The sequence below is a fragment of the uncultured Psychrosphaera sp. genome (assembly GCF_947500655.1).
Classification (GTDB): Bacteria; Pseudomonadota; Gammaproteobacteria; order Enterobacterales; family Alteromonadaceae; genus Psychrosphaera.
Window position 1 is genome coordinate 399,916 of record NZ_CANMSK010000001.1, and the last position, 21,465, is coordinate 421,380.

At 36.1% G+C, this 21,465-nt stretch carries 17 protein-coding genes and 1 pseudogene; 7 read left to right on the forward strand and 11 right to left on the reverse strand.

All coding sequences use genetic code 11. From position 1 onward, the window contains the following. Window positions 1-547 precede the first annotated feature (547 nt). Together Q0940_RS01815 and Q0940_RS01820 are read right to left on the reverse strand one after the other, a co-directional pair. A complete protein-coding gene (locus Q0940_RS01815; protein ID WP_363323564.1) occupies window positions 548-1,258 on the reverse strand; it encodes a YceI family protein in 711 nt (236 codons plus the stop codon). A gap of 42 nt (window positions 1,259-1,300) precedes the next feature. Next, window positions 1,301-1,669, reverse strand: a pseudogene (locus Q0940_RS01820) (VOC family protein); the annotation flags it as partial. 446 nt (window positions 1,670-2,115) lie between these two features. Between Q0940_RS01820 and Q0940_RS01825 the strand changes: the two are divergent. After that, window positions 2,116-4,485 carry a TonB-dependent receptor gene (locus Q0940_RS01825; RefSeq protein WP_299263172.1) on the forward strand — a complete coding sequence of 790 codons (2,370 nt, stop codon included), beginning with the start codon at window positions 2,116-2,118 and terminating at the stop codon, window positions 4,483-4,485. A gap of 239 nt (window positions 4,486-4,724) precedes the next feature. Here the strand turns inward: Q0940_RS01825 and Q0940_RS01830 are convergent, their stop codons facing one another. The 4 genes from Q0940_RS01830 to Q0940_RS01845 form a co-directional block, all read right to left on the reverse strand. Beyond that, on the reverse strand, window positions 4,725-6,407 hold the full coding sequence (locus Q0940_RS01830) for an alkaline phosphatase D family protein (RefSeq protein WP_299263174.1): 1,683 nt from the start codon (window positions 6,405-6,407) through the stop codon (window positions 4,725-4,727). A gap of 244 nt (window positions 6,408-6,651) precedes the next feature. Further along, a complete protein-coding gene (locus Q0940_RS01835; RefSeq protein ID WP_299263176.1) occupies window positions 6,652-7,350 on the reverse strand; it encodes an outer membrane beta-barrel protein in 699 nt (232 codons plus the stop codon). A 242-nt stretch (window positions 7,351-7,592) separates the two neighbouring features. After that, a complete protein-coding gene (locus Q0940_RS01840; protein ID WP_299263178.1) occupies window positions 7,593-9,047 on the reverse strand; it encodes a carbon starvation CstA family protein in 1,455 nt (484 codons plus the stop codon). A 376-nt stretch (window positions 9,048-9,423) separates the two neighbouring features. Further along, window positions 9,424-10,062, reverse strand: a complete 639-nt coding sequence (locus Q0940_RS01845) for a DsbA family oxidoreductase (RefSeq protein WP_299263180.1) — start codon at window positions 10,060-10,062, stop codon at window positions 9,424-9,426. Window positions 10,063-10,399: 337 nt separating this feature from the next. Here Q0940_RS01845 and Q0940_RS01850 point away from each other — a divergent pair, with 337 nt between their 5' ends. Then, window positions 10,400-10,774, forward strand: coding sequence for a hypothetical protein (locus Q0940_RS01850; protein WP_299263182.1), 375 nt, complete (start codon window positions 10,400-10,402; stop codon window positions 10,772-10,774). A 52-nt stretch (window positions 10,775-10,826) separates the two neighbouring features. On the opposite strand, the gene Q0940_RS01855 is transcribed toward Q0940_RS01850, so the two are convergent. The 3 genes from Q0940_RS01855 to Q0940_RS01865 form a co-directional block, all read right to left on the reverse strand. Then, window positions 10,827-11,270 carry an energy transducer TonB gene (locus Q0940_RS01855; RefSeq protein WP_299263184.1) on the reverse strand — a complete coding sequence of 148 codons (444 nt, stop codon included), beginning with the start codon at window positions 11,268-11,270 and terminating at the stop codon, window positions 10,827-10,829. A gap of 290 nt (window positions 11,271-11,560) precedes the next feature. Next, window positions 11,561-12,625 carry a GGDEF domain-containing protein gene (locus Q0940_RS01860; protein ID WP_299263189.1) on the reverse strand — a complete coding sequence of 355 codons (1,065 nt, stop codon included), beginning with the start codon at window positions 12,623-12,625 and terminating at the stop codon, window positions 11,561-11,563. Window positions 12,626-12,938: 313 nt separating this feature from the next. Next, window positions 12,939-13,403: a hypothetical protein gene (locus Q0940_RS01865; RefSeq protein WP_299263191.1), complete on the reverse strand. Its 465-nt coding sequence runs from the start codon at window positions 13,401-13,403 to the stop codon at window positions 12,939-12,941. 254 nt (window positions 13,404-13,657) lie between these two features. Between Q0940_RS01865 and Q0940_RS01870 the strand changes: the two genes are divergently transcribed. Further along, window positions 13,658-14,416, forward strand: a complete 759-nt coding sequence (locus Q0940_RS01870; RefSeq protein ID WP_299263193.1) for a GGDEF domain-containing protein — start codon at window positions 13,658-13,660, stop codon at window positions 14,414-14,416. Between the two features lie 65 nt (window positions 14,417-14,481). Here Q0940_RS01870 and Q0940_RS01875 read toward each other — a convergent pair whose 3' ends face one another. Further along, window positions 14,482-15,117, reverse strand: coding sequence for a sulfotransferase (locus Q0940_RS01875; RefSeq protein WP_299263195.1), 636 nt, complete (start codon window positions 15,115-15,117; stop codon window positions 14,482-14,484). Between the two features lie 175 nt (window positions 15,118-15,292). Here Q0940_RS01875 and Q0940_RS01880 point away from each other — a divergent pair, with 175 nt between their 5' ends. The 4 genes from Q0940_RS01880 (at window position 15,293) to Q0940_RS01895 (ending at window position 19,771) form a co-directional block, all read left to right on the forward strand. Then, window positions 15,293-16,099, forward strand: a complete 807-nt coding sequence (locus Q0940_RS01880) for a helix-turn-helix transcriptional regulator (RefSeq protein ID WP_299263197.1) — start codon at window positions 15,293-15,295, stop codon at window positions 16,097-16,099. An 86-nt stretch (window positions 16,100-16,185) separates the two neighbouring features. Next, window positions 16,186-16,743, forward strand: a complete 558-nt coding sequence (locus Q0940_RS01885) for a YbhB/YbcL family Raf kinase inhibitor-like protein (protein WP_299263199.1) — start codon at window positions 16,186-16,188, stop codon at window positions 16,741-16,743. A gap of 269 nt (window positions 16,744-17,012) precedes the next feature. Then, on the forward strand, window positions 17,013-19,460 hold the full coding sequence (locus Q0940_RS01890) for a fatty acid cis/trans isomerase (protein ID WP_299263201.1): 2,448 nt from the start codon (window positions 17,013-17,015) through the stop codon (window positions 19,458-19,460). Between the two features lie 95 nt (window positions 19,461-19,555). Beyond that, window positions 19,556-19,771: a hypothetical protein gene (locus Q0940_RS01895; RefSeq protein ID WP_299263203.1), complete on the forward strand. Its 216-nt coding sequence runs from the start codon at window positions 19,556-19,558 to the stop codon at window positions 19,769-19,771. Window positions 19,772-19,826: 55 nt separating this feature from the next. On the opposite strand, the gene Q0940_RS01900 is transcribed toward Q0940_RS01895, so the two are convergent. Next, window positions 19,827-21,374: a bifunctional GNAT family N-acetyltransferase/carbon-nitrogen hydrolase family protein gene (locus Q0940_RS01900; protein ID WP_299263205.1), complete on the reverse strand. Its 1,548-nt coding sequence runs from the start codon at window positions 21,372-21,374 to the stop codon at window positions 19,827-19,829. Window positions 21,375-21,465 lie beyond the last annotated feature (91 nt).

Here is a 21,465-nt window from a genome sequence, read left to right on the forward strand (position 1 = left end):
GACAACAAATATTTCTTTTTTAATAAAATGTTACAAAAATATTATGTTTTTGTGTTTTTTTACTTCTATTCTTTGATTTTTATTTTATACACTAAATTAACCAACAATAAAGATGCATGTCAAAGGTGATGCTACCTTGCACATGTTTTTTTAGAATTACATACAAATACGGCGTCTTTCTTCGGTACACACAAATAATTTCAATGTACTTGATTGTTGATTATTATTAATTATTAATCTTACACTTGATTTATTTTGTCTTGTTCAAATATTCTTCATTCCATGCGATAACGCCTAGGTTCTAAATATGATGTGACTCCACAAAAGTAGACAGACATTAACTAAACTTACATCAACTAAACCATGCATTTGCTAAAAGTTAAATTTCCTATCATCTACAAAGGCTAAAGCTTACAAACAGTACAATTCTGTTAAATTAAATCAGATAAATAAAATAATGAATAAACTCAACTTACGTCATGGGCTAGATTGGTTAAATAATCAATAGAGTCAGAGTCTCCCCCATTGATATTGGGTAACTATTTAGCTACTTACTAGCGTCGAGAAACTCTGCATAAACTTCTAAATCGATTTCGTCACCAACAATAGGTATGTAGCTGTCCATGCCAAAGTCAGAACGTTTTATTTGACCAACAGCGCTAAAACCAATGGTGTATTTTCCGGTCATCCAGTTATCCGCACCGCCATGAAACATGGCTTTAAACGTTGCCGGTTTTGTAACGCCTCTGAATGTTAAATCCCCTGTAAAGTTAAAAGTAGTGTCGGATATTACGGTAACCGTGTGGCTAGTAAAAGATGCTTGTGGAAAGCGTTCACTGTCAAACCAAGTGTCGTTCTGTAAGGTTTCTGCCAACTCTGCATTGTTAATATCAACGGAAGTTATATCTACTACGGCGTTTAATGATGCATTGGCCATATTCTTGGGATCAAAGTTAAGCTGAGCATCAAATTGATTAAAACGTCCTACATACGTTGATAAGCCTAAATGTTGGATTTTAAATATTAATGCCGCATGTTGACTGTCTAACTGATATTCACCAGCTTGCAGCTCTATTAACTCAGAGTTAACACTTGGCGTTATCCAACTAACACAGCTTGAAAGTATTAGCGCAGCATAAATGGCTGTGAACATTTGTATAAATGTTCGCTTTGTATTTTTAGAAGCCCTGATCTTGGAAGCAGTGTTCTTGGAATCTATATTCTTGGAAGCTGTGCTTTTGCTGTGTATTTTTATCATTATTTTGCCTTTCGCCTTAGCGAGCTTTTTTACTAAGCGCTTCTCTACTCGCCAAGGTGGATTGAGTCTGTTTTCACCAGCCCAATATAATTTGATTTTATTACCTGATGGGTCAAGTAATACAGCTTCACGCCATAAATAACTCTCGTCTGTTGGGTCTTGTTTAAACTCTATTCCTTTAGATTTGATCAGTGTTACCCATTCATCAAGCGCTTCATGCTCAAAATAAATAACCGCACCATTTGAATAATCAGCATCGTCTAATGAAAGTGAAAAGGTTGCATTACCTTCTGGACATTCAAAACGAGCATAATGAGGCGTATCGACAATTTGAATAAAACCGAGCTGTATATAAAACCCCGTGGATTCGTCCATATCTTTTACTGGTAATGTGACTTGATTTAAATTCATTAACACCTCTTTCATTTGGCTTGGGAGTCGTTTGTACCAGCCCAATAGTCTGATATGTAATCTAGGGTAAATTAAAACATATTTAACACAAGCATATACATAGTCATAAAAGTTAAAATTTAGGATTTAACACCTAAACTATTTGATTACCCTTCACCTTGTATAAGCTTAACCTTGTATACGCTTAATAAGGTTCTCTTATTATCGCTCGACATTATAACGTTTTCACTTCCCTCAAAAACCTTAACCCCCAATAAAAAGCATTAACTTCTTTAAAAACAATATCATTTATATCTAATTACAATGAAATGGTTATTTTGCTCATTTCATAAATCTGAAATGTAGTTTCATTAATTTGTCATTTTAAAGACGCAAAAAATTCGTATTTCTTCATTACTATCCTTGGAGTTTTAATTAATCACTTAATCAATTAATCGGATCTAAAAATGACAAGTAGTAAATTAACTTCCAACCCTCTTACTAAATTAGCCAAATTATCGTTAGCTATATTGTGTGCTACTACAGCAAACAGTTACGCAGATGAAACCAAAGAAAAAGAATTTAAAGCGTTAGAAGAAATTGTAGTTGTAGCACAAAAACGTGCACAGTCGATTCAAGATGTACCTGTGACAATCAGTGCTTATGATGGAGATTTTTTAGAAAGTATCGGTATTGGTGAGTTAGATGCGTTATCTGACATAACACCAGGATTAGTGATACAAGAACAAAGCCCTAATAACCCAGGGTTTGTTATCCGTGGTATTACTTCAGACAGTGGTTCTTCACAGTCATCGTCTCGTGTATCTATTTATTATAATGGTGTAGATGTATCTCGCTCTCGTGGTTCTTACTTTGAACTATTTGATATTGAAGGGATTGAAGTAGTAAAAGGCCCACAAGCTACCTTATTTGGTACAGCTGCATCAGTAGGTGCAATCAGTGTTGCAACGCGTAAACCAGAGCAAGACTTTTCTGCTCAAATAAAAGCGTCTGTTGGTAACTTTAATGCAAATAATGTCAGCGGTTTTGTTACCGGTGGTAACGACATGCTACAAGGCCGAGTTGCTTTTACATATCGTGCTCGTGATGGCTTTATTGAAAACATTGCAGGTGATGATAATTCACAAAGCGCTGGCGGATTTGTACAAGAAGATATGCATGCCCTTAATCATGTTTCTTACCGTCCATCTTTACGTTTTACCCCAAACAATGACGTAACAATTGATTTGGTATACACCTACGAAAAAAATGACGACTCTGGTACGTCATTCAAAAATGGTTTATACGCACCAACAGGTGGTGATACTAGCCCTTATAGTTTTGTTGAGTTGTCAGGTTCTCCACTTTCTGAAGAAGTATTTGGTAGAGAAGACTTAGGTGTAGATCGTACGGTTGATGACATTAACTTAACGGCTAACTGGAACGTAAGTGACAATTTAACTATCACGTCTATTACCGCTCAACGCAGTTTTGAGTCTTTGGAAGTATTTGACGGTGACGGTACCCAAGCATGGTTCTTAGAATTTGCTGAAGAAGCGGAAGGCGACCAATTTAGCCAAGAGATTCGTGCGGTTTATACTCAAGATAAATTAACTAGTATTTTTGGTGCGAGTTACTTTGATGAAGATGGTTTTCAAGCTGTGCCATTTAGCACAGAAGAGTCTGTCTTCTTAAATTGTTTAGGACTTCTAAATAGTGGTGTACCTTGTATAAACAGTGACGGCAGTGTGAATGTATTAACGCCAGTGTTAACTGGAGGTCTTGCAACTGTATTACCTTATTCACTTGAGTTTACTAACTTTGGTGAAAATACTGCTTACTCTGCTTTTGCTGACATAAGCTATAAAGCAACAGATGCTTTAGAATTAACCGCTGGTTTACGCTACGTGAAAGAAGAAAAACGCAGTGGTTATAAATCAGATGCGCCAAACAGCGTATTAATTCAGGCACCTTTCTTTACTGTTAATACAGCTGGTGAAACATTTTACGCTGAAGCGGATTATGATGACTGGTTACCACGTTTTAATGCACTATATGAAATTGATTCAGCAACAAACGTTTATGCAACCATTTCAAAAGGCAGACGTTCTGAAGTCTTAGAAGTGAGCTCCACGAGTAATACTCTAGGCGAACCTGTAATTTCAGTTACAGAAGTCCCTTCTGAAGTTATCTGGAACTATGAAACTGGTATTAAAGGTAAAGCTCTACAAAGTACATTAGATTATTCATTGGCTGTGTTCTATCAGAACTACTCAAACTTCCAAGTTACATTGCAAGATGAAGAAGGCGTAGCTTATTCTGCCGACGCTGGCTCTGCAACTAACGTTGGTTTAGAAGCGGAAGTTAGAGCGCTACTTACTGATGAGTTTGAAGTATTTGCTAATGCAGCTTACCTTGACGCTGAAATTGATGATGACAGCAACAATGGTGAATTAGCCGGTAATACATTTAGACTTCAACCTGAGTGGACTTTCAGTACTGGTTTATTCTATGGTACTGAATTATCAAGCTCATTAAACCTAACTAGTTCACTGATATACAGCTACCGTTCAGATGTATTCTTTGAGCCTGAAAATGCCCCTATCTCTGGTTTAGATATTAGCCAAGAAGGTTTTGGTTTAATGAGTGCGCGTTTAGGTATTGCAAGTACGTCTAATTGGTCTGTTAGCTTATACGCTAATAACTTACTTGATGAAGAGTACTTAGTCGATGCAGGTAACACAGGCGGTGGTTTTGGTAACCCTACTTTTGTCGCTGGCGCACCTCGTATGATTGGCCTTGAGTTTACAATGAACTTTGGTGGTTCTGACTACTAGAGTTAACCTTAACTCAAGAGTTACAAGCAAGTAACACCTTAATTAAGCCACTGAAACGTGGCTTTTTTATTGCCTGCATTTAGCTTCTATTTCTAGCCTAGAGCTGATTTCTGCTTATATTAAAGTTTAAGCTAAGCTTTATGGAATATTAATATATAAAGAACCATGCACAAAAAAGCGGTTACGCATTCACGTAACCGCCCAGTCATTTCTTACTTATTTGATATTATTAACGCTTTCTAGGCTGTATACACCTTTTGATGCGGGTTAACTATGTTGTAACTTGGTGATTCAATGTTATCAACATAACGCCATTCTGCATTTACTTGTTCGTTGGTTAATGTAAGTAACATATAACCACGTTGGGACAAGTCGCAATATTCTAAATCATTGATCAATAAAGATAAGGCACCAGCCATTTGTTCTGCTGTTTTAGAGTTAAGAGAGAAGTATTTCTCCATACCCGGCGATGTCACCCCTGGAGTTGCAAACTCAGCACCCACAGAATTCCCTTTGGCATCTTTTAACATGCCATACCAAGTGTTGTGTGTATCTCCGGCGACCACAACAAGCTTTTTATTTAGCTCTAGTACACTTTTATACAAAACTTCTCGTTCTGCAGGATAACCATCCCAAGCATCTAAGTTGTACGGCATTAAAGTATTAACACGAGCAAGCTGCTCGGCACTTACTTTTTTATTAGCTAATACATCTTGTTTAATTGCCGCCAATTCAGCTAATACCGATAAAGTTTTAGTTCGATCCGGTTGTGAGAACATTTCTGTTGGCATCCACATTTTGGTCATTAATACTTGTTGTCCTAATACTTGCCATTTTGCTGTGGAATTAGCCATAGCGGATGTTAACCAGCTTAATTGGGTATTACCAAGTAGTTGTCGTTTTGGACTGTTTAGATCTTTTACGAATTGGCTCACGTTCATTTTTTTAGTGGTTTTATCTCGGTAATCACTATAAGCCAATTGTTTGTCTCTGGCGATAACACGAGTATCCAACATATGTAAACTAAGTAAATTGCCAAAGTCGAACGAACGATAAATCTGTGGGTTTTGCTCTCCCATAGGCGGACGAATTGGTAGCCATTCATAATAGGCTTGTATTGCAGCAGCACGACGTTTGAAAAAGTCGCCCTCTCCCTCATTATGATTTTCAGCACCTTCTTTGTATGTGTCGTTCGTCACTTCATGATCATCCCAAACGGCAATAAAAGGTGCAGCAGCATGAAGTGCTTGCAGGCCTTTATCAGTACGATATTTAGCATAACGTTTACGATAATCACTTAAGGTAATAATTTCTCCGCTATTATCTGCTGCTAATTCTCGTCCAATTTTTTCTGCTTTGTCTGTGGCGTAGCCACCCATTGGATATTCATAAATATAATCGCCCAAGTGTAAAACCACATCTAGGTTGTCTTGCTTGGCAGCGTCTGAATACGCGTTAAAATATCCAGCTGGATAATTAGAACAAGACACAACCACCATTTTTATTTGGTCGACATTGCCAACAGGTAAGGTTTTAGCGCGACCTACTGGGCTAAATGAGTCTAACCCAATGAATCGATAAAAATACTCAGTGTTAGGGCTAAGATCTTGCACATCAATTTTTAATGTAAAGTCGCGACTTTTATCGGTGGTTTCAGTGCCACGTCTAATGACATTGCTGAAAGCAGCATCACTTGCAAGCTCCCACCCGACTCTAGCTCTAGGTTCTTTAGTCTGCACACGAGTCCAGATAATAAGCGCGTTAATTAACGGGTCGCCACTGGCAACCCCGTGAAGGAATTCAACGGCGGTTAGTGACTTTTGTTGTAGCGCAGCACAGCCAGTTAAGGAAGTGGAAACAGCCAGAGCAAACGCACTTCCAGCGGATAATTTTAAAAATTCACGACGTGAGGTAATTGACATTTTTTACTTATATAACAAGTTTAAACAGTAACATCACCTTACTTTTTTAATATTTCATTTTTATAAATAGAAAAAGAAACTCTTATGACAATGACAAATATGTACAGGTTTTCAGTAACTTAAACCGTTATTTAGTCAAAGGCACAAAAAAGCCGATTAACATCAAAACATTAATCGGCTTTTATATAAATTGATTCTTTTAGGCGTTAACTCAGATAGAGCCATGCCCTTGCTGTTGTTATAATTAAAAACTTATTTTTATCCCAGCAGATAATAAATTAATTTCACTTTCAAGTATACGTTCATCTAGGGTAAACACTTGATAGTCAGCTGTAATACTAAAACTATCTAAAGCATACTCCACACCTAAGGATCCAAATGAGTCTAGGTCTGACTCAGTTTTTAGTTTCTCACTTCTATACACTGATTCATATATATTAAATTCCGGTATTTCAACTCTATAGTCAAGAGTTAGTAATGGTGCTATTTCCCATTGATTAAGGCCTAACTTAGCTTTAAGGAACAAATTTTCGCCAATGGGATAACGAGCAACTAACGCAAGCGTTTTTGTTGTCGTAGCTAAAGAAGTTTTAGCACTGCCTGATAAGTTATAGGTGTAAGAAATACCATTGACATTCTTCACAAGACTATTAGATATGTCAACCTTCATACTGGCTTGACCTAAATCGGTGTAAGAAGCTTCAACAGCAAAATATTGAGTCACTTGATAACCTAAATAAAATTGCATCCCTGTGTCTGAATCATCAAAAGTGTAGTCGCTATTACTAAGCTCTTCAGTAGTATAAGCATCATCATAAATTCCATAGTCTGCGTTACCGACATTAAAACCAATATAAATATCACCGGGTTCTGAAACGTTATTAGCGAAAGTTGGAGCGGATAAAAGTAGTATTGCAGAAAATAAAGTAAAAGATTTTAACATTAAATTCTTCCCTAATTATTAATATTTTTTTAAGTGGCTGAATCTAAAGGTTTATTTTTAGTTTGTCAATTGGGATCTGGTGATGGCTAATAAAAGAATATAACCATAGAAAACTAAAAGCCGCTAACATAATGTTAATAGGCTTATTGCTGTCTTTAAAATAATGAGTTAAGTGTAAAGTACAATCAACTCTTTACAGAGTTGATATTTACATTAATCAGGCATTAGTATTTAAATCGCATTCATTTTTTATTTTTCGCGTCTGCAATCACAACCAGAATGAAAACAATCACAGCAACAACAGCCCCAATAGGTTTGCCTAAATCACTTGATAAATTAATACCAATAGGCGCCGTCATAATATATGAAATGGTAACTGCCGTTGTAATGACAGCAGGAATACTGGTAATCCAATGAAATGCTTTTCGATCAAATAAATACTTAGTCGCTAACCATAATACGCTGGTTGATAACAGCATATTTGAGAATGCAAAATAACGCCAAATTACGGAGAAATCTAACTTAGTCATAAAATACGCTATGGTTAAAATTGGCACAGCCAATAATAAACGGTTACGTATGCTTTGCGGAATATTAAACGCATCAACAATAGTTAAGCGTAATGAACGGAAAGCGGTATCACCTGATGTAATTGGAAATACTGCAACTGCAATAATCGACATTACCCCACCAATTGTTCCCAAGTAACTATTTGCTACATGGTTAACCACTAAACCTGGGCCACCAGAATCAAGCAATGCTTTTAAACCTGCATAACCATCTGGAAAAGCGGCAATACCAGCAAGAGCCCATACACAACCTACAATACCTTCAGATATCATAGCGCCATAATATACTGGACGTACGTATTTTTCGTTGGTTAAACAACGAGCCATTATTGGTGCTTGAGTTGAGTGGAACCCACTAATAGCACCACAGGTAATCGTTATGAATAATAATGGCCAAGTTGGTAATCCATCAGGGTTTGGCTCTAAAAAGTCATGGGCATGATCTGCTTCAAAGTAAGCTAAGAAGTCTCCAGCAACAGGTAAATGTGGCGCATCCATTAATAATGCCCCGCCAATTAAGGTGGTCATTACAATCATTAACAAACCAAAAATTGGGTAAAACTTAGTAATAATTTTATCAATTGGTAACAAGGTTGCTAGAAAGTAATAACTTAAGATAGCCAATACCCAAAAAGTATTATTAGCGAAAATAGTACCTTCAAATATATCTAAATGACTAAACAAGCCAGCTGGGCTCATGATAAATACAACGCCTACAAAAAATAGTAGCATAGCGGTAAACACAAGCATAAAACCTTTGAAGACGACATTGTAATAACTGCCTGCAATTTCAGGTAAGCTTTTACCATCTTCTTTTATACTCATTACACCAGAGAAAAAGTCATGAACCGCGCCACCTAAAACATTACCAAGTACAATCCATACCAAAGCGATAGGTCCATATAACGCACCTAAAATTGGACCAAATATTGGGCCTATTCCAGCAATATTTAAGAACTGGATTAAAAATGCACGAACAGGATGAACGGCTACGTAGTCAACGCCTTCATTAAATCGTTTTTGAGGTGTATCAATTGTTGGGTCGATACCCGCTTGTTTCTCCACAAATGGACTATAAAACTTATAACCCAATATTAAGATAGTGATGCAAATAAAAAAGATGAGCATAAGCTAATTTCTCTTGTTGTGTTGTTAGTTGAAAGCGAATAATCATCGCCTCTTTATTTTTGATATATTTGACGAACAGAATCAAAAGGTCAAGCAATCTAACAGAGTTGATTTAATAAACAAAGCCAACCACTTTAAATAAATATAATTGCGCTAAATCTTACTCTCACTTTTAAAAATTCAATGAATACGTTAGCCCGTTTTACATTTTAATTAATCTTGTTATTTCTATTTCTATTTCTATTTCTATTTCTATTTCTATTTCTAAGAAAAGTAATATTTCATGCACCATAAAAAAACAGGTCAATTGACCTGTTTTTTAAACGTAGCGTTTTTATACAACTTAGTACTTAAAACTAATATGAAATAGCTGATACTAGATCGCTGATTGAAGTAGTTGTTTAAATGCTTCTACGGGCTGTGCGCCAGCAATTGCATTTCTGCGATTAACCACAACGGTAGGAACAGATGAAATCCCCATTTGTTGCCACTGTGATTCTACTTGCTGTACATGTAAAGCTGAGGTTTCATCTTCCAGTTGCGCTGTGACTGCATTTAGATTCAAACCTACGGTCTCAGCTTCCTTTACCAACACTTCACGGTCAGACACATCTTTATGCTCAGTAAAAAATGCAGAGAACAAACGTAATTTAAGCTCGGTTTGTAGGTTAAATTCTTTGGCATACTCAAGTAAAACATGGCAATCACGAGTATTTACTATTTTCATTTCTTTAAAGTAGTCAAAAGAAAAATCAACCTCGTTACCACGAGCTGCCATTTCTACACGAAACTGTGCGCTGCTCTCAGGCGTTGAACCATATTTTCTAGCAGAGTGCGCACTTAAGTTTTCACCTTCTAAAGGCATATCTGGGTTAAGTTCAAACGGTTGCCATTCAATTTCAACTTGATCTTGTATGCCAAGCTCTTCAATAGCTTTCTCTAAATTACGATAACCAATAATGCACCAAGGACAAACTACGTCAGAAACGATATCTATTTTTACTTTATCTACCATAAAACCTTCTTTTTAATATTTTCTGTAAATGCTTTTGGAAGTGCTAAAAGCTCTCTATTGCCGTTTTAATTGCTATAAAATTGTTTAGACTGAAATTACAGCCCATAATACCGATCGGTATGAAATAATCAATGAGTTATTATGCAATGTTATTAATCACGCCCCAACTCACTAATTCATTAGAGTTTCAGCTAATAATTTTAAAATAACCAAATAATGTGCCTTAATTAGATTTAATTAGAAATGTTTATGGATTTGCTAAAAGTATAATTTACCTATGATTTACAAACCGTTATATTAAAATTTAACTAAATGGATAAATTGAATAGGTAAAATAATGAAAAAATTAGACTTTCGTCATGGACTCGACTGGTTACTGGCTACTTTTGCACTAATCGCATCTGCGTCTGTGTTACAAACCTTTATTATTGGAAAGCACTTTATTATTCCAACTGTATTGTTGGTTGTTGCAGTATTTTTCGGGAATTTGGCTTGGTACGGATTTAAGCAAGTTAAATGGGCGCAGCTGTTAAATTTCTGGTGTGACCTTATTCTTACCAGCCATTGTTTTTTTGCTTTATTTTGGGCAAAAAAATACCGCGAGTTATTAGGCAATACATTTGAACCTGTCGCGGTTATCTTTACTTTATTGTTGCTTGCATTAACTTGGTTTTACGCAAGTAAAAACCAACTATTTAAACGTAATAACTAATCATAAATATAATCGCATCAGTTTTATTGATGCGCTATTTCTTAATGCGATTTTATATCCGGCAAGCTTTATTTACTTCACTCTCGTTTACAGGTTGTTTGGTTATAAAGTCAAATTGAATGGTTGTTGCCACGGTTTGTTTATTGATATTGGTATCAGTAGGAAGCCAAATCCATTTTTCAATTGCCTCTATGGCTGGTTTATCAAAGAGTGTTTCTGGGAAAGACTTTACAATAATAAGATCATCAGCCATTCCGTTAGAACCGATGATCAATGAAAACTCAACACAGCCAGACACTTTTTCTTCACCCGCAATAATTGGGTATTTAGGGGCAACTGACTTATCTACAACCCAATAGTTTAAGACTTCGTCTTTATCACCAATTAAGTTTAAATACTCAGAATTATTTATTTGAGAATTTTTTATTTGAGTCGTACTTGTCGTACAAGCTGCTAAAAATAAAATACAGCCAACAATTAACAGTAATTTTTTCACAAGACTTCCTTTGCAGTTCTCACAATTCATTAAACAATATGAATTGCTAAGTAAAATTAATTAGTTAGTCCGTAAGGAGCGAAGAAATGAAGAAACAAGATATAACCAATAAGCCATCCTACGACTTTAAGCGAGCAAATAATATATTTAAATTATGAAAAATAAAAGAAAGAACTTTATTAAACCACCAAGGCACAGATTACACAGAGAAAATAATTACATTTGCATCCCACATTTATTTTGAGGACGAGACGCTTGTACTCACTAAACAAAATCCCCTAGATAGTATTTTATTGATACCGTACAAAACAGTTTCTCCCCTGCGCTTTTGCTTGGTAAAGGGCTTTGTCCGCTCTTTCCACAATCAACTCTTTCTCGGAGCCACTGTTAACCACTTCAAAATAATAGCCAACTGAACAGGTTACATGATCTTCTTCGTTACTATCATTGTGAGGTATTTTTTGCGACTGCCATTGCTCTATGATCCTTTGTGCTAATTTCTCACACTCTTGTTCGGTATTGTTCGATGTCACCACTACAAATTCTTCACCACCATAACGAGCAACAATATCTGTAGTACGTCGAAAAATTTTGCTCAACATATCAGCTTGTAACTTAATCACTTTATCGCCTTGGACATGTCCGTAGCCGTCGTTATATTTTTTAAATGAATCCAAATCAATAATAAACACACAAACACTATTTCCAACACGCTTGTTTAACTCAAGTTGCTCAGCGAATCTAATTTCATAAGTACCACGATTGAAAATATTGGTCAGTTGATCTATTTGGCTTAAGCCAGTGAGTTTAAAATTGACCATTCTAAGTTTCTTCAACCCACTCTCAATTTGATAAAGCCCTAATAAACCGACAACCATAGAGGACACGACAAAGCACAAATTAATAAAGTTTGAGGCACCATACACAGGGTAAGAAAACGTTAAAAATGTATAACCTGCTAATGCGATGCCGCAAAGTATTAATGCAGAAATAAAGTTTATTCTAAAAACGAATATCGCAAACAAACTGTAAATAATGGTGCCTTCATAAGGGAACGCAAAACCATCTAACTTCCAACACTGAACAATTAACCAATAGTTACTATAAGTCAGCGCTAGCATGACACAACATACTGTTAACTGATGAAGTTTTGGATAAGAAGGCATAAAGGTAAGTAGAAAGAAAATAATGCAAACGGGAAGTTGCACAAACAAACGTGATGAAAAATACACGCTTTCTAATGATGTCGGCAGTACAGAAAGATCGGCAATAATAAAACTGCTTAATATAGCCGTACCTACAAAACTCAGTAACCTAATAAGCTTGGCATCTACTTTTCTAAAGTCAGTATGCATCTAGGTATTTACCTTATCTATCTCAAAACTCGTAAGAGAGGCAATAGATCTTAATTTGAGTCTACTCATGGAATTTAACCTAGGTGTAATCTGTAATGAGCCAATAAACGAATAATAAAGTATACCCCGAGAATAAAATTTATTCTCTTATTGATGCTTTAATACCCATTCATAATATCAGTCTGACTAACAATAGCCCTTTTATATAATAGATTAAGACCGGACAAGATGTCGATTCCGTTCATCTATAAGTAAAAATACAAAAAGTCCAAACTATGTTGTTGAGTGTTTTACTTATTTCATTTGCTCTTGATTAGTTTAACTCTGCAAGTTTCAACATAGTATTAAGCGCGGCTTTTAGGTCCTCTAATTCTTGCCCTGATGGAACCGATTTTTTTGCACAATTATTGATTGCTATAGCATAATCGCTAAATAAACCATTTTGTGGATAACGAGTATCTAATTGAACCACTAGAGACTCTTTGTAAGTATCTACTTGGTTTTGATAATCATCGGCTTTAGATTTATCTCCCCCTGTAAATTGTAATAAACCAGGGGATACAATTTCATGTTGAATATATTGGTTATAACCGTCAAGCCCTTCCCTAACTATAATTATGTCGTCGTCATCATACTTAGATGGAGCTGATTCAAGTTTCTTATTAATGAAGTCAATCCAAGCCTGACAAGATTGCATGTCGTTGACTAATCGGGCTGCTGCTGATGGTTGAGTAGTGAAAGCAAGTAAAACTAGAGTGAAGCCGATTACTTTTTTCATTTTATAGTCCTTTATTTATGTTTGTTATTTTAGGGGAATTTTATAAACCTTCTCAATACACTTTAGTTTCAATAAGCAATTACGCCAAATTATACTTGTCTATTTAATAAAGCCCAAAACCATCCAATCATGAACTTTTATAAAGCCCTTTGTAATCAATTATGTACAGTTAAACACTAATAATATTCACTAGCATTTACCCCCGTTGATTTTTATATTAGTATTCACTTACACAAGAGCAGTAGTAGTTATCAATGCCTCATAAAAAATACATACATCACCCTACCGTAATTAAAGACCTTGCTATTTTAATAGTCATCAATTTTATTTTTTTAATCGTGTTTATCCAATTTGATATTTTGGAGTGGGCTTACAATTTTTCTCGCCAACATGAAGGTTTAGAATTAGATGAATGGATACCTTTAGGCCTTACTGTTTCAATCAGTTTATTAGTTTTTTCATTCCGACGAATTAAAGAGCTTGGTGAAATGGCTCAAAAGCTTGAGCAAATGTCTCTACTGGATTTTTTATCTGGATTAGCTAATCGCCGCGCAGGACAAATTAGCTTGTTATCTTGGTGTGAACGAGCAGAGCAAAGCCAACAAGCCTTTGTCCTTTATCAACTCAATATCGATAAGTTCTCAAAGGTAAATGAGTTATATGGCCAATTAATTGGTGATGAAGTTATAAAGAATGTAGCCCAACGTTTAAAAACTAAAATACCTGCAGCAGCTCAATTATTTCGCTGGTTAGATGACAATTTCATTATTGTGATACCGCTAAATAAAATTGATACGCCCAAACAATTTGCTTATAAAATACAACAAAGTATTAATAATAAAGTCATGCAATCAACCTTATCTTTAACGTGTTCTATTGCTTATGCTGTTTGGCAAAAAGGACAAACGACTAATGACATATTATATGAAGTTGAAGATGCCTTGATGGATGTAAAACAGCGCAATAAACAAATAATTGAATCTAACCACAAAGACGCTTTGACAGCTATTTAACTGAGTTAGAACATCATTCTATTTTATGACGCAGTATTTTATTGCGCTGCTACTTTACGTCTGTGCTACTTTATATCGCTTAGAACATAGTCAAAATATTTTCTCTGCTCTATGCCCGCTAAATTAGAATTAATTTTGTTTGGGTGTTTATACTCTCCCCAACTTGCCACATTACGTCCTACATTTAACTTAGGAAACGTGGCATCTTTTTTAGCAGACAATCCCAAAAAACGACTCATTTTAAGCAAGCTGTTAGGCTCGCTCACATCAATAGATAAAAAATCATCACGGTTTTCAAAATATTCTTGGACAGCTTTTTCATGACGTTTATAACAATTGGTTAACTCACTATAACTAAGCGGTAAATCAATAGAAAAAGTGTTGTGAAAACTACGTTTTAAAATAGGGTGAAACACGCCCGTTTTTGGTTTTAAATGCGGTGCCATTTTGCCAAGTAACATAGTGATTGACGGTAGCCACTTATCCAACTCTCTGGTTAAGTAAATAAATTTTGAATTAGGGAATAACTTATCTAAGTGTGGGTACTCGCTAAAACACGGGGCATCAGAAATAACATCCGCCATTTCAAATGTTTGTTTAGTAAAGCCAGTATGTGCCACAGACAACCCCATCTCCAACAAAGCAACGCTTATGCTAGTAGTACCTGTTCTTGGTAGGCCAATAATAAAGATCTTAGACATTTGATACCGTTCGGGTTTTAAAGGCCGACAGTATACGCATAACTCGGACACGGGTGGTGAAAAATAAATACTCACATGTTAAAAGTAATATTCAGATTTTGAATAATCCATCCATAACCTATAACATTAGTAAAAGTTGTGTAACGGCAAACCAATAGAGATTAGTGTATTAAAAGTGGAAAAGTTAATTACGACAATAAAGAGTATAACGTCAACACGAAGTACATTACCTTTTGCTGTGTACTCTTCGATTAAAGAACAAAAATTATTAAATGTTCCTATAGCAAAACCTCTACTGATTGTAGTGCTAAGTGGTGATAAAGAGTTGGGTGATATTGAGAAATTCACTTGTCACTCTGGCGACTTTATATTTTTATCTGACAATCCTGCACTGAGCATGCGTAACATACCAAAAAATGAAGAGTACTTTGCATTACTCATCGAATTTGATCACCACATATTTGATGGCTTAACACTCACTGCCCCAAGTAAACAAAATTACTGCATTGGTAAGACAACACAAATGTTAGAGAGATGTTTAATTCAATTTGTAGACAGTTGTTTATGGGCACCTGAAAAAATTACCACAATGCGAAAAAAAGAGATCATAGAAATGTTGTGTTATCTGGGTCACAAGCAAATTTTATCTATGGTAGGTAACGCAAAAATAGACCATAGAATTCACGACATGTTTTGTCAGCAAAATTACGAAGAATTAACCATTGAGTATATTTGTCAAACTCTAGCAATGAGCGAATCAACCTTAAGGCGTAAATTAAAAGCTGAAGGGACAAGCGTACAAGAAATTAAAGATCAAGCAAGACTCGGACAAGGATTAAACCTATTACAAACAACAAATTACCCGATTGGCCTTATTGCTCAAAAGTGTGGTTATCAATCACAGTCAAGATTTACAGAACGATTTAAAGGACGTTTTGGTTTAACGCCATCTGAACTTAGAAAAACAAAAATGGTGGGTTAAGGCGAAAAAGTGACGGTTTTCAGACTAAACCAATTCCAAATAAAGACTAATATGACCTCGTTATCAATTAACTAACGAGGATCAACATGTTTAAAACAATAAAACTACTTTCAATATTACTTTTTGTACTTTCAACACCTGTAATGGCAAGCTCTCTTACTCTTATTAGCAACGATATAGCGCAAGATAAGTTTATGGATAAAAATCAAGAGTTCAATGGATTTGGATGTAGCGGTGACGATTTATCGCCTCATCTTAAATGGTCAAATGCACCAAAAGGAACAAAAAGCTTTGCTATTACCGCCTACGACCCAGACGCTCCAACAGGTAGTGGTTGGTGGCATTGGCAGATAATAAATATTCCAACAAACGTTATGGAAATATCAGCTGGTATAGGTAGTGTAAATAGCAAGCATCTTCCAAAAGGCAGCAGTCAAATCCAAAATGATTATGGTATTGAAGGTTTTGGCGGAGCTTGTCCACCTCAAGGTCATGGACAGCATCGTTACCGCTTTACAGTTCACGCACTATCAGTAGAGAAATTAGAATTACCTAGCAATGCTTCAGGTGCATTAACAGGCTATATGATTAATGCCAATACAATAGAGTCAAGTACAATACAATCGTTATACGAACGTAAATAAATTAATCCCCTCTTGGATTAATCGCCCCAAAAACCAGATCATAAATGATCTGGTTTTTACTATTTCAATACCCTGCACATTTACCTTGGGCTCTTATTAATCATTTGAGCAGTTGTTTCAATTAGCTTGTGTGGGTAATATGGCAATATTATTTTCTATAATGCACTGTCTAACTAGCACAACTAGTTTTATAAGCTTGAATAATAGCTATAAAACGATATTGGTTTTCAAACATGATAAATGCATAACTATTTTAGACGAGGTCATTTATGCGTTCATCTTTTAGTTTTTGGATTAAATCTACCCTTATTGTGGCGACTATCATTTCAGGTTGTGCCACCATTGCCAAAATAAGTATTGACGACGAATTTGGCGTCGCTACTCCAGAGAATCGAGCTGTAACTTCAGAAACTCAAGTTGCGACACTAGAGGAGCAAGCAACTGACATTAATACCAGTTCTGCACTTACTACTAGCTTACAGAAAGAACATAACTTTTATACCGCACACGCAAAGCCTATTATAGAAAGTCGATGTGTAGTTTGTCATGCTTGTTATGACGCTCCTTGCCAATTAAAAATGTCATCTCCTGAAGGTATTGAACGTGGTGCCAACAAAGAAGCTGTGTATGAAGGCTCTCGCTTATTAGCCGCTACACCTAATCGTCTATTTGTTGATGCGTTTGAAGTTGAACAATGGCGAGAACGCGCGTTTTTTCCTGTACTTAACGAAAGAGTTCAAACACCTAAGGCCAATACGCAGGCTTCAGTAATCGCTCGTATGTTGATGCTGAAAAAACAACACCCTCTACCTGATGATAAAATTTTAGACGCTCGTTTTGACGGCAGTTTAATCGGTAATCAGCAATGCCCAACCATAGAAGAATTTGAGCAATTTGCGAAAAGCGAACCATTGGCCGGTATGCCATATGGATTACCAGGGTTAAATAATCAAGAAGATCAAATATTAATGACTTGGCTTGAAAATGGCGCCAACATGCCAAAAGCACAAGCCCTACCTAAAGCCGAACAAGATGCAGTAAACAAACTTGAAGCATTTTTAAATGCTGATAGTTTAAATATGCAACTAAGTGCGCGCTATATATATGAGCATTTATTTTCAACTCATCTTTACTTTGGAGCCTTATCAGAACAAGGCCTCCAACCGCAGTTTTATAACTTAGTTCGTTCAGTCACTCCAACAGGACAAGAAATACAAATTATCGCAGGACGACGTCCTTACGATGCACCAAATACATCTCGCGTGTATTACCGACTGCAACCAATTACATCAACCATAGTTAATAAAACCCATCAACCTTATGCTATAAACAAAGATTTAATGGATAAATGGGAAAAGTGGTTTGTCACCGCTGATTACACAGTCACTAAGCTACCAAGTTACAAACCTAAAATAGCCGCCAACCCGCTTACTGCATTTGAACAATTACCAGTAAATTCTCGTTATCGATTTATGTTAGAACGTGCCGAGAATACCATTATGGGTTACATAAAAGGCCCAGTTTGCCGAGGACAAGTGGCCCTTAATGTTATTAACGACCGATTTTGGGTGTATTTTCTCGACCCCGATATGGCTGACGATCCTGATCTAAAAGCATTTTATGCCAAACAAAAAAACAATTTAAGAATGCCAGCCGAAGAACAAAGTACAACCCTAGCAGTTGATTGGATTGAATACGCCAACCGACAAGCTGATTACTTAAAAGCCAGAAATACATTTTTTAATACTACGATAAAAGACGGTAAGCATCTTACTGTTAAAGGTATTTGGGATGGCGATAAGGTTAATGAAAATGCCAGCCTTACAGTATTTAGACACTTTGATAATGCGACGGTTGTTAAAGGCTTAATTGGTCAACCGCCTAAAACGGCATGGGTAATTGATTACGTATTATTAGAACGGATTCATTACTTATTAGTGGCTGGCTTTGATGTTTATGGTAACTATGGGCACCAACTACTTACGCGCCTTTATATGGACTTTTTAAGACTAGAAGGTGAAGCGAACTTTTTGGCTTTATTGCCACCGGATAATCGTAAAAAAGAGCTTAAGTCGTGGTATCAAAAAGCAGGTGTAGAACTTAGTGACTTTATAGAAACAAGCAATGTTAACTTTAATCAAGAAAGTAGCATTGAATATAAAAGCTCAAAACCAAAAAAAGAACTGTATAACTTACTAAATCAACATTTAAGTCAAATTCAACCGAATAAATATCACTTAAAAACGACAGAATTGACCAGCAACAGTGTGGCATTATTAGATCAGATAAATTCAATTAAAGGTGAACAAGTTGCAATCTTGCCAGAGTTAACCATGATAATGGTAGACCGTACGGACTCGAATACTTCTGAGTTATTTACGCTTGTAAGAAACAGCGCACATTACAATGTTAACAGCTTGTTTTTTGAAGAAGATAATCGTGATATTAAAAACGACACAGTAACTTTAGTACACGGCCTTATCGGCAGTTATCCTGACTCATTTTTACATGTAAAAGAAACGGATATCGCTAACTTAGTTGTAACATTACAAAATATGAAAACCGAAAAAGATTATGAAAAGATGTTAGATGTATTTGCCATACGCCGGACAAATCCTGATTTTTGGTTATTCAGTGACAAATTACATAAAAGCTTTATGCAGCACGAACCAATTCGCGGTGGCTGGTTGGACTTTAATCGACTTGAAAGCAGATAGTATAAGCGGTGAACTGCGAATCGATTTTAATATAGTTGTAGGTAAATTAGGCTTCCTAACCAAGTTAAGATAAAAACAGAGTTAAAGAATATTTTATGAAAACAGAAGTGAGTTATGGTTTTCCATCAGCACAAATTGCTAATCGTTTTTTACACGAGTTAAAAAACTGGCACGTTGCGCAAGTACAAACACGTTTATTTAAAGGTGATGACAGCGTCAAAGTGTCTTACGAATATGATCAACGTGGCTTTGATAATACCCTTTCAGAACTAGACAGCTTAGCTGAGCAGTATGGTGGTAAGGAAGTTTAAGCAGTAAATAGTTTACTGCTTAAAAACATTTTTACATTATTGCGAGCTTAATAGGTTAATCGCCCAACCAAGTTATTTTGTATAAATCACGGCGGCGGTCTAAATAGTTTTTCACTGAGCCTTCATTTTTCAATTGTTCCAACTTAGTTAAGTCAAGATCGACAATCAAGGTCATTTCCGTATTAGGTGTGGTTTCTGCCATAATAGCATCATGTGGAAAAGAAAAATCCGATGGTGAAAATACCGCAGATTGCGCATATTGAATATCCGCACCATCCACTTTAGGTAAGTTACCTACGCTACCTGCGGTAATAACATAACATTCATTTTCAATGGCTCTGGCATGAGCACAATGACGTACTCTTAAATACGCATTTTTAGTATCTGTCCAAAACGGTACAAACAACATTTGCATGCCCTGCTCTGACTGTAATCTTGCCAATTCAGGAAACTCAACATCATAACAAATAAGAATGCCAATTTTGCCAAAGTCCGTATCAAACACATTAAGACCATTACCGCCTTTCATGATCCACGCCCGTTTCTCGTAAGGCGTTGGATGTAGTTTATATTGCGACTCTAACGTGCCGTCGCGTCTACAAAGATACGCGACATTAAACAACTCACCGTCATCCATAACCGGCATAGAGCCCGCGATAATATTGATATTGTAACTGACGGCCAATTTAGAAATTGCGTCTAATATTTCGCTGGAGTATTCAGCTAAGGCTTTAATCGAATCAAAAGAGCTATCATGCTCATCTATACCCATTAACGGCGCATTAAAAAATTCAGGTAACAACGCAAGGTCACATTGGTAATCTGACAACGCATCAACAAAAAACTCAACCTGTTGAATAAGCTCTTCAACTGAATTTAACGAACGCATTTGCCACTGAACACAACCTATCCGAGCGGAAGTTTTGGTAGCGCCAATTAACGGTGACTTATGATCTTCATAGTAAAGATTGGTCCATTCTAATAAAGTCGCATAGCCTTTTGACTCTTTGTCTTCTGGCAAATACGCGGTAAGTACACGCTTAACTTCAAATTCATTGGATAATTGAAACGTTAAAATAGGATCGTATATTTCACGCTTTTTAACTTCTTCAATATACTTTTGCGGAGACATATCATGAGCATAGTTTTTATAGTTAGGAATTCGTCCACCAGCAATAATCGACTTAAGGTTTAAACTTTGACACAGCTCTTTTCGTGCTTCATATAAACGCCTGCCAAGACGCATACTGCGATATTCCAAATCCACACACACTTCAATTCCATATAACACATCACCAAGCGGATCGTGCGTGGTTAAATACGCGTCACCGGTGATCTGATCATAAGTATGATGATCGCCAAACTTGTCGTAATCGACAATTAGAGAAAAAGCTGCAGCGACAATTTTTCCATGATCTTCAATGCAAATCTGTCCCTCTGGAAACACAGTTAATTGCGCCTTAAACTGCTTTTCAGGCCAAGCACCACCTAAGTCGGGATAGACTGCATCCATCATTACTTTCAAGTCTGCGTAATCATCTTTAACTAAATGACGTAGAGTCAGTTTGTGCTCAGACTCATCCGTATAAATATTTTCACTCATAAATGCTTCTACTCATTAGTTGCTCACCTTAAAGGCTGACGGAGGTTAATTTAATTTGTGTAAAACGATTATTAATAAATAACCTAATATC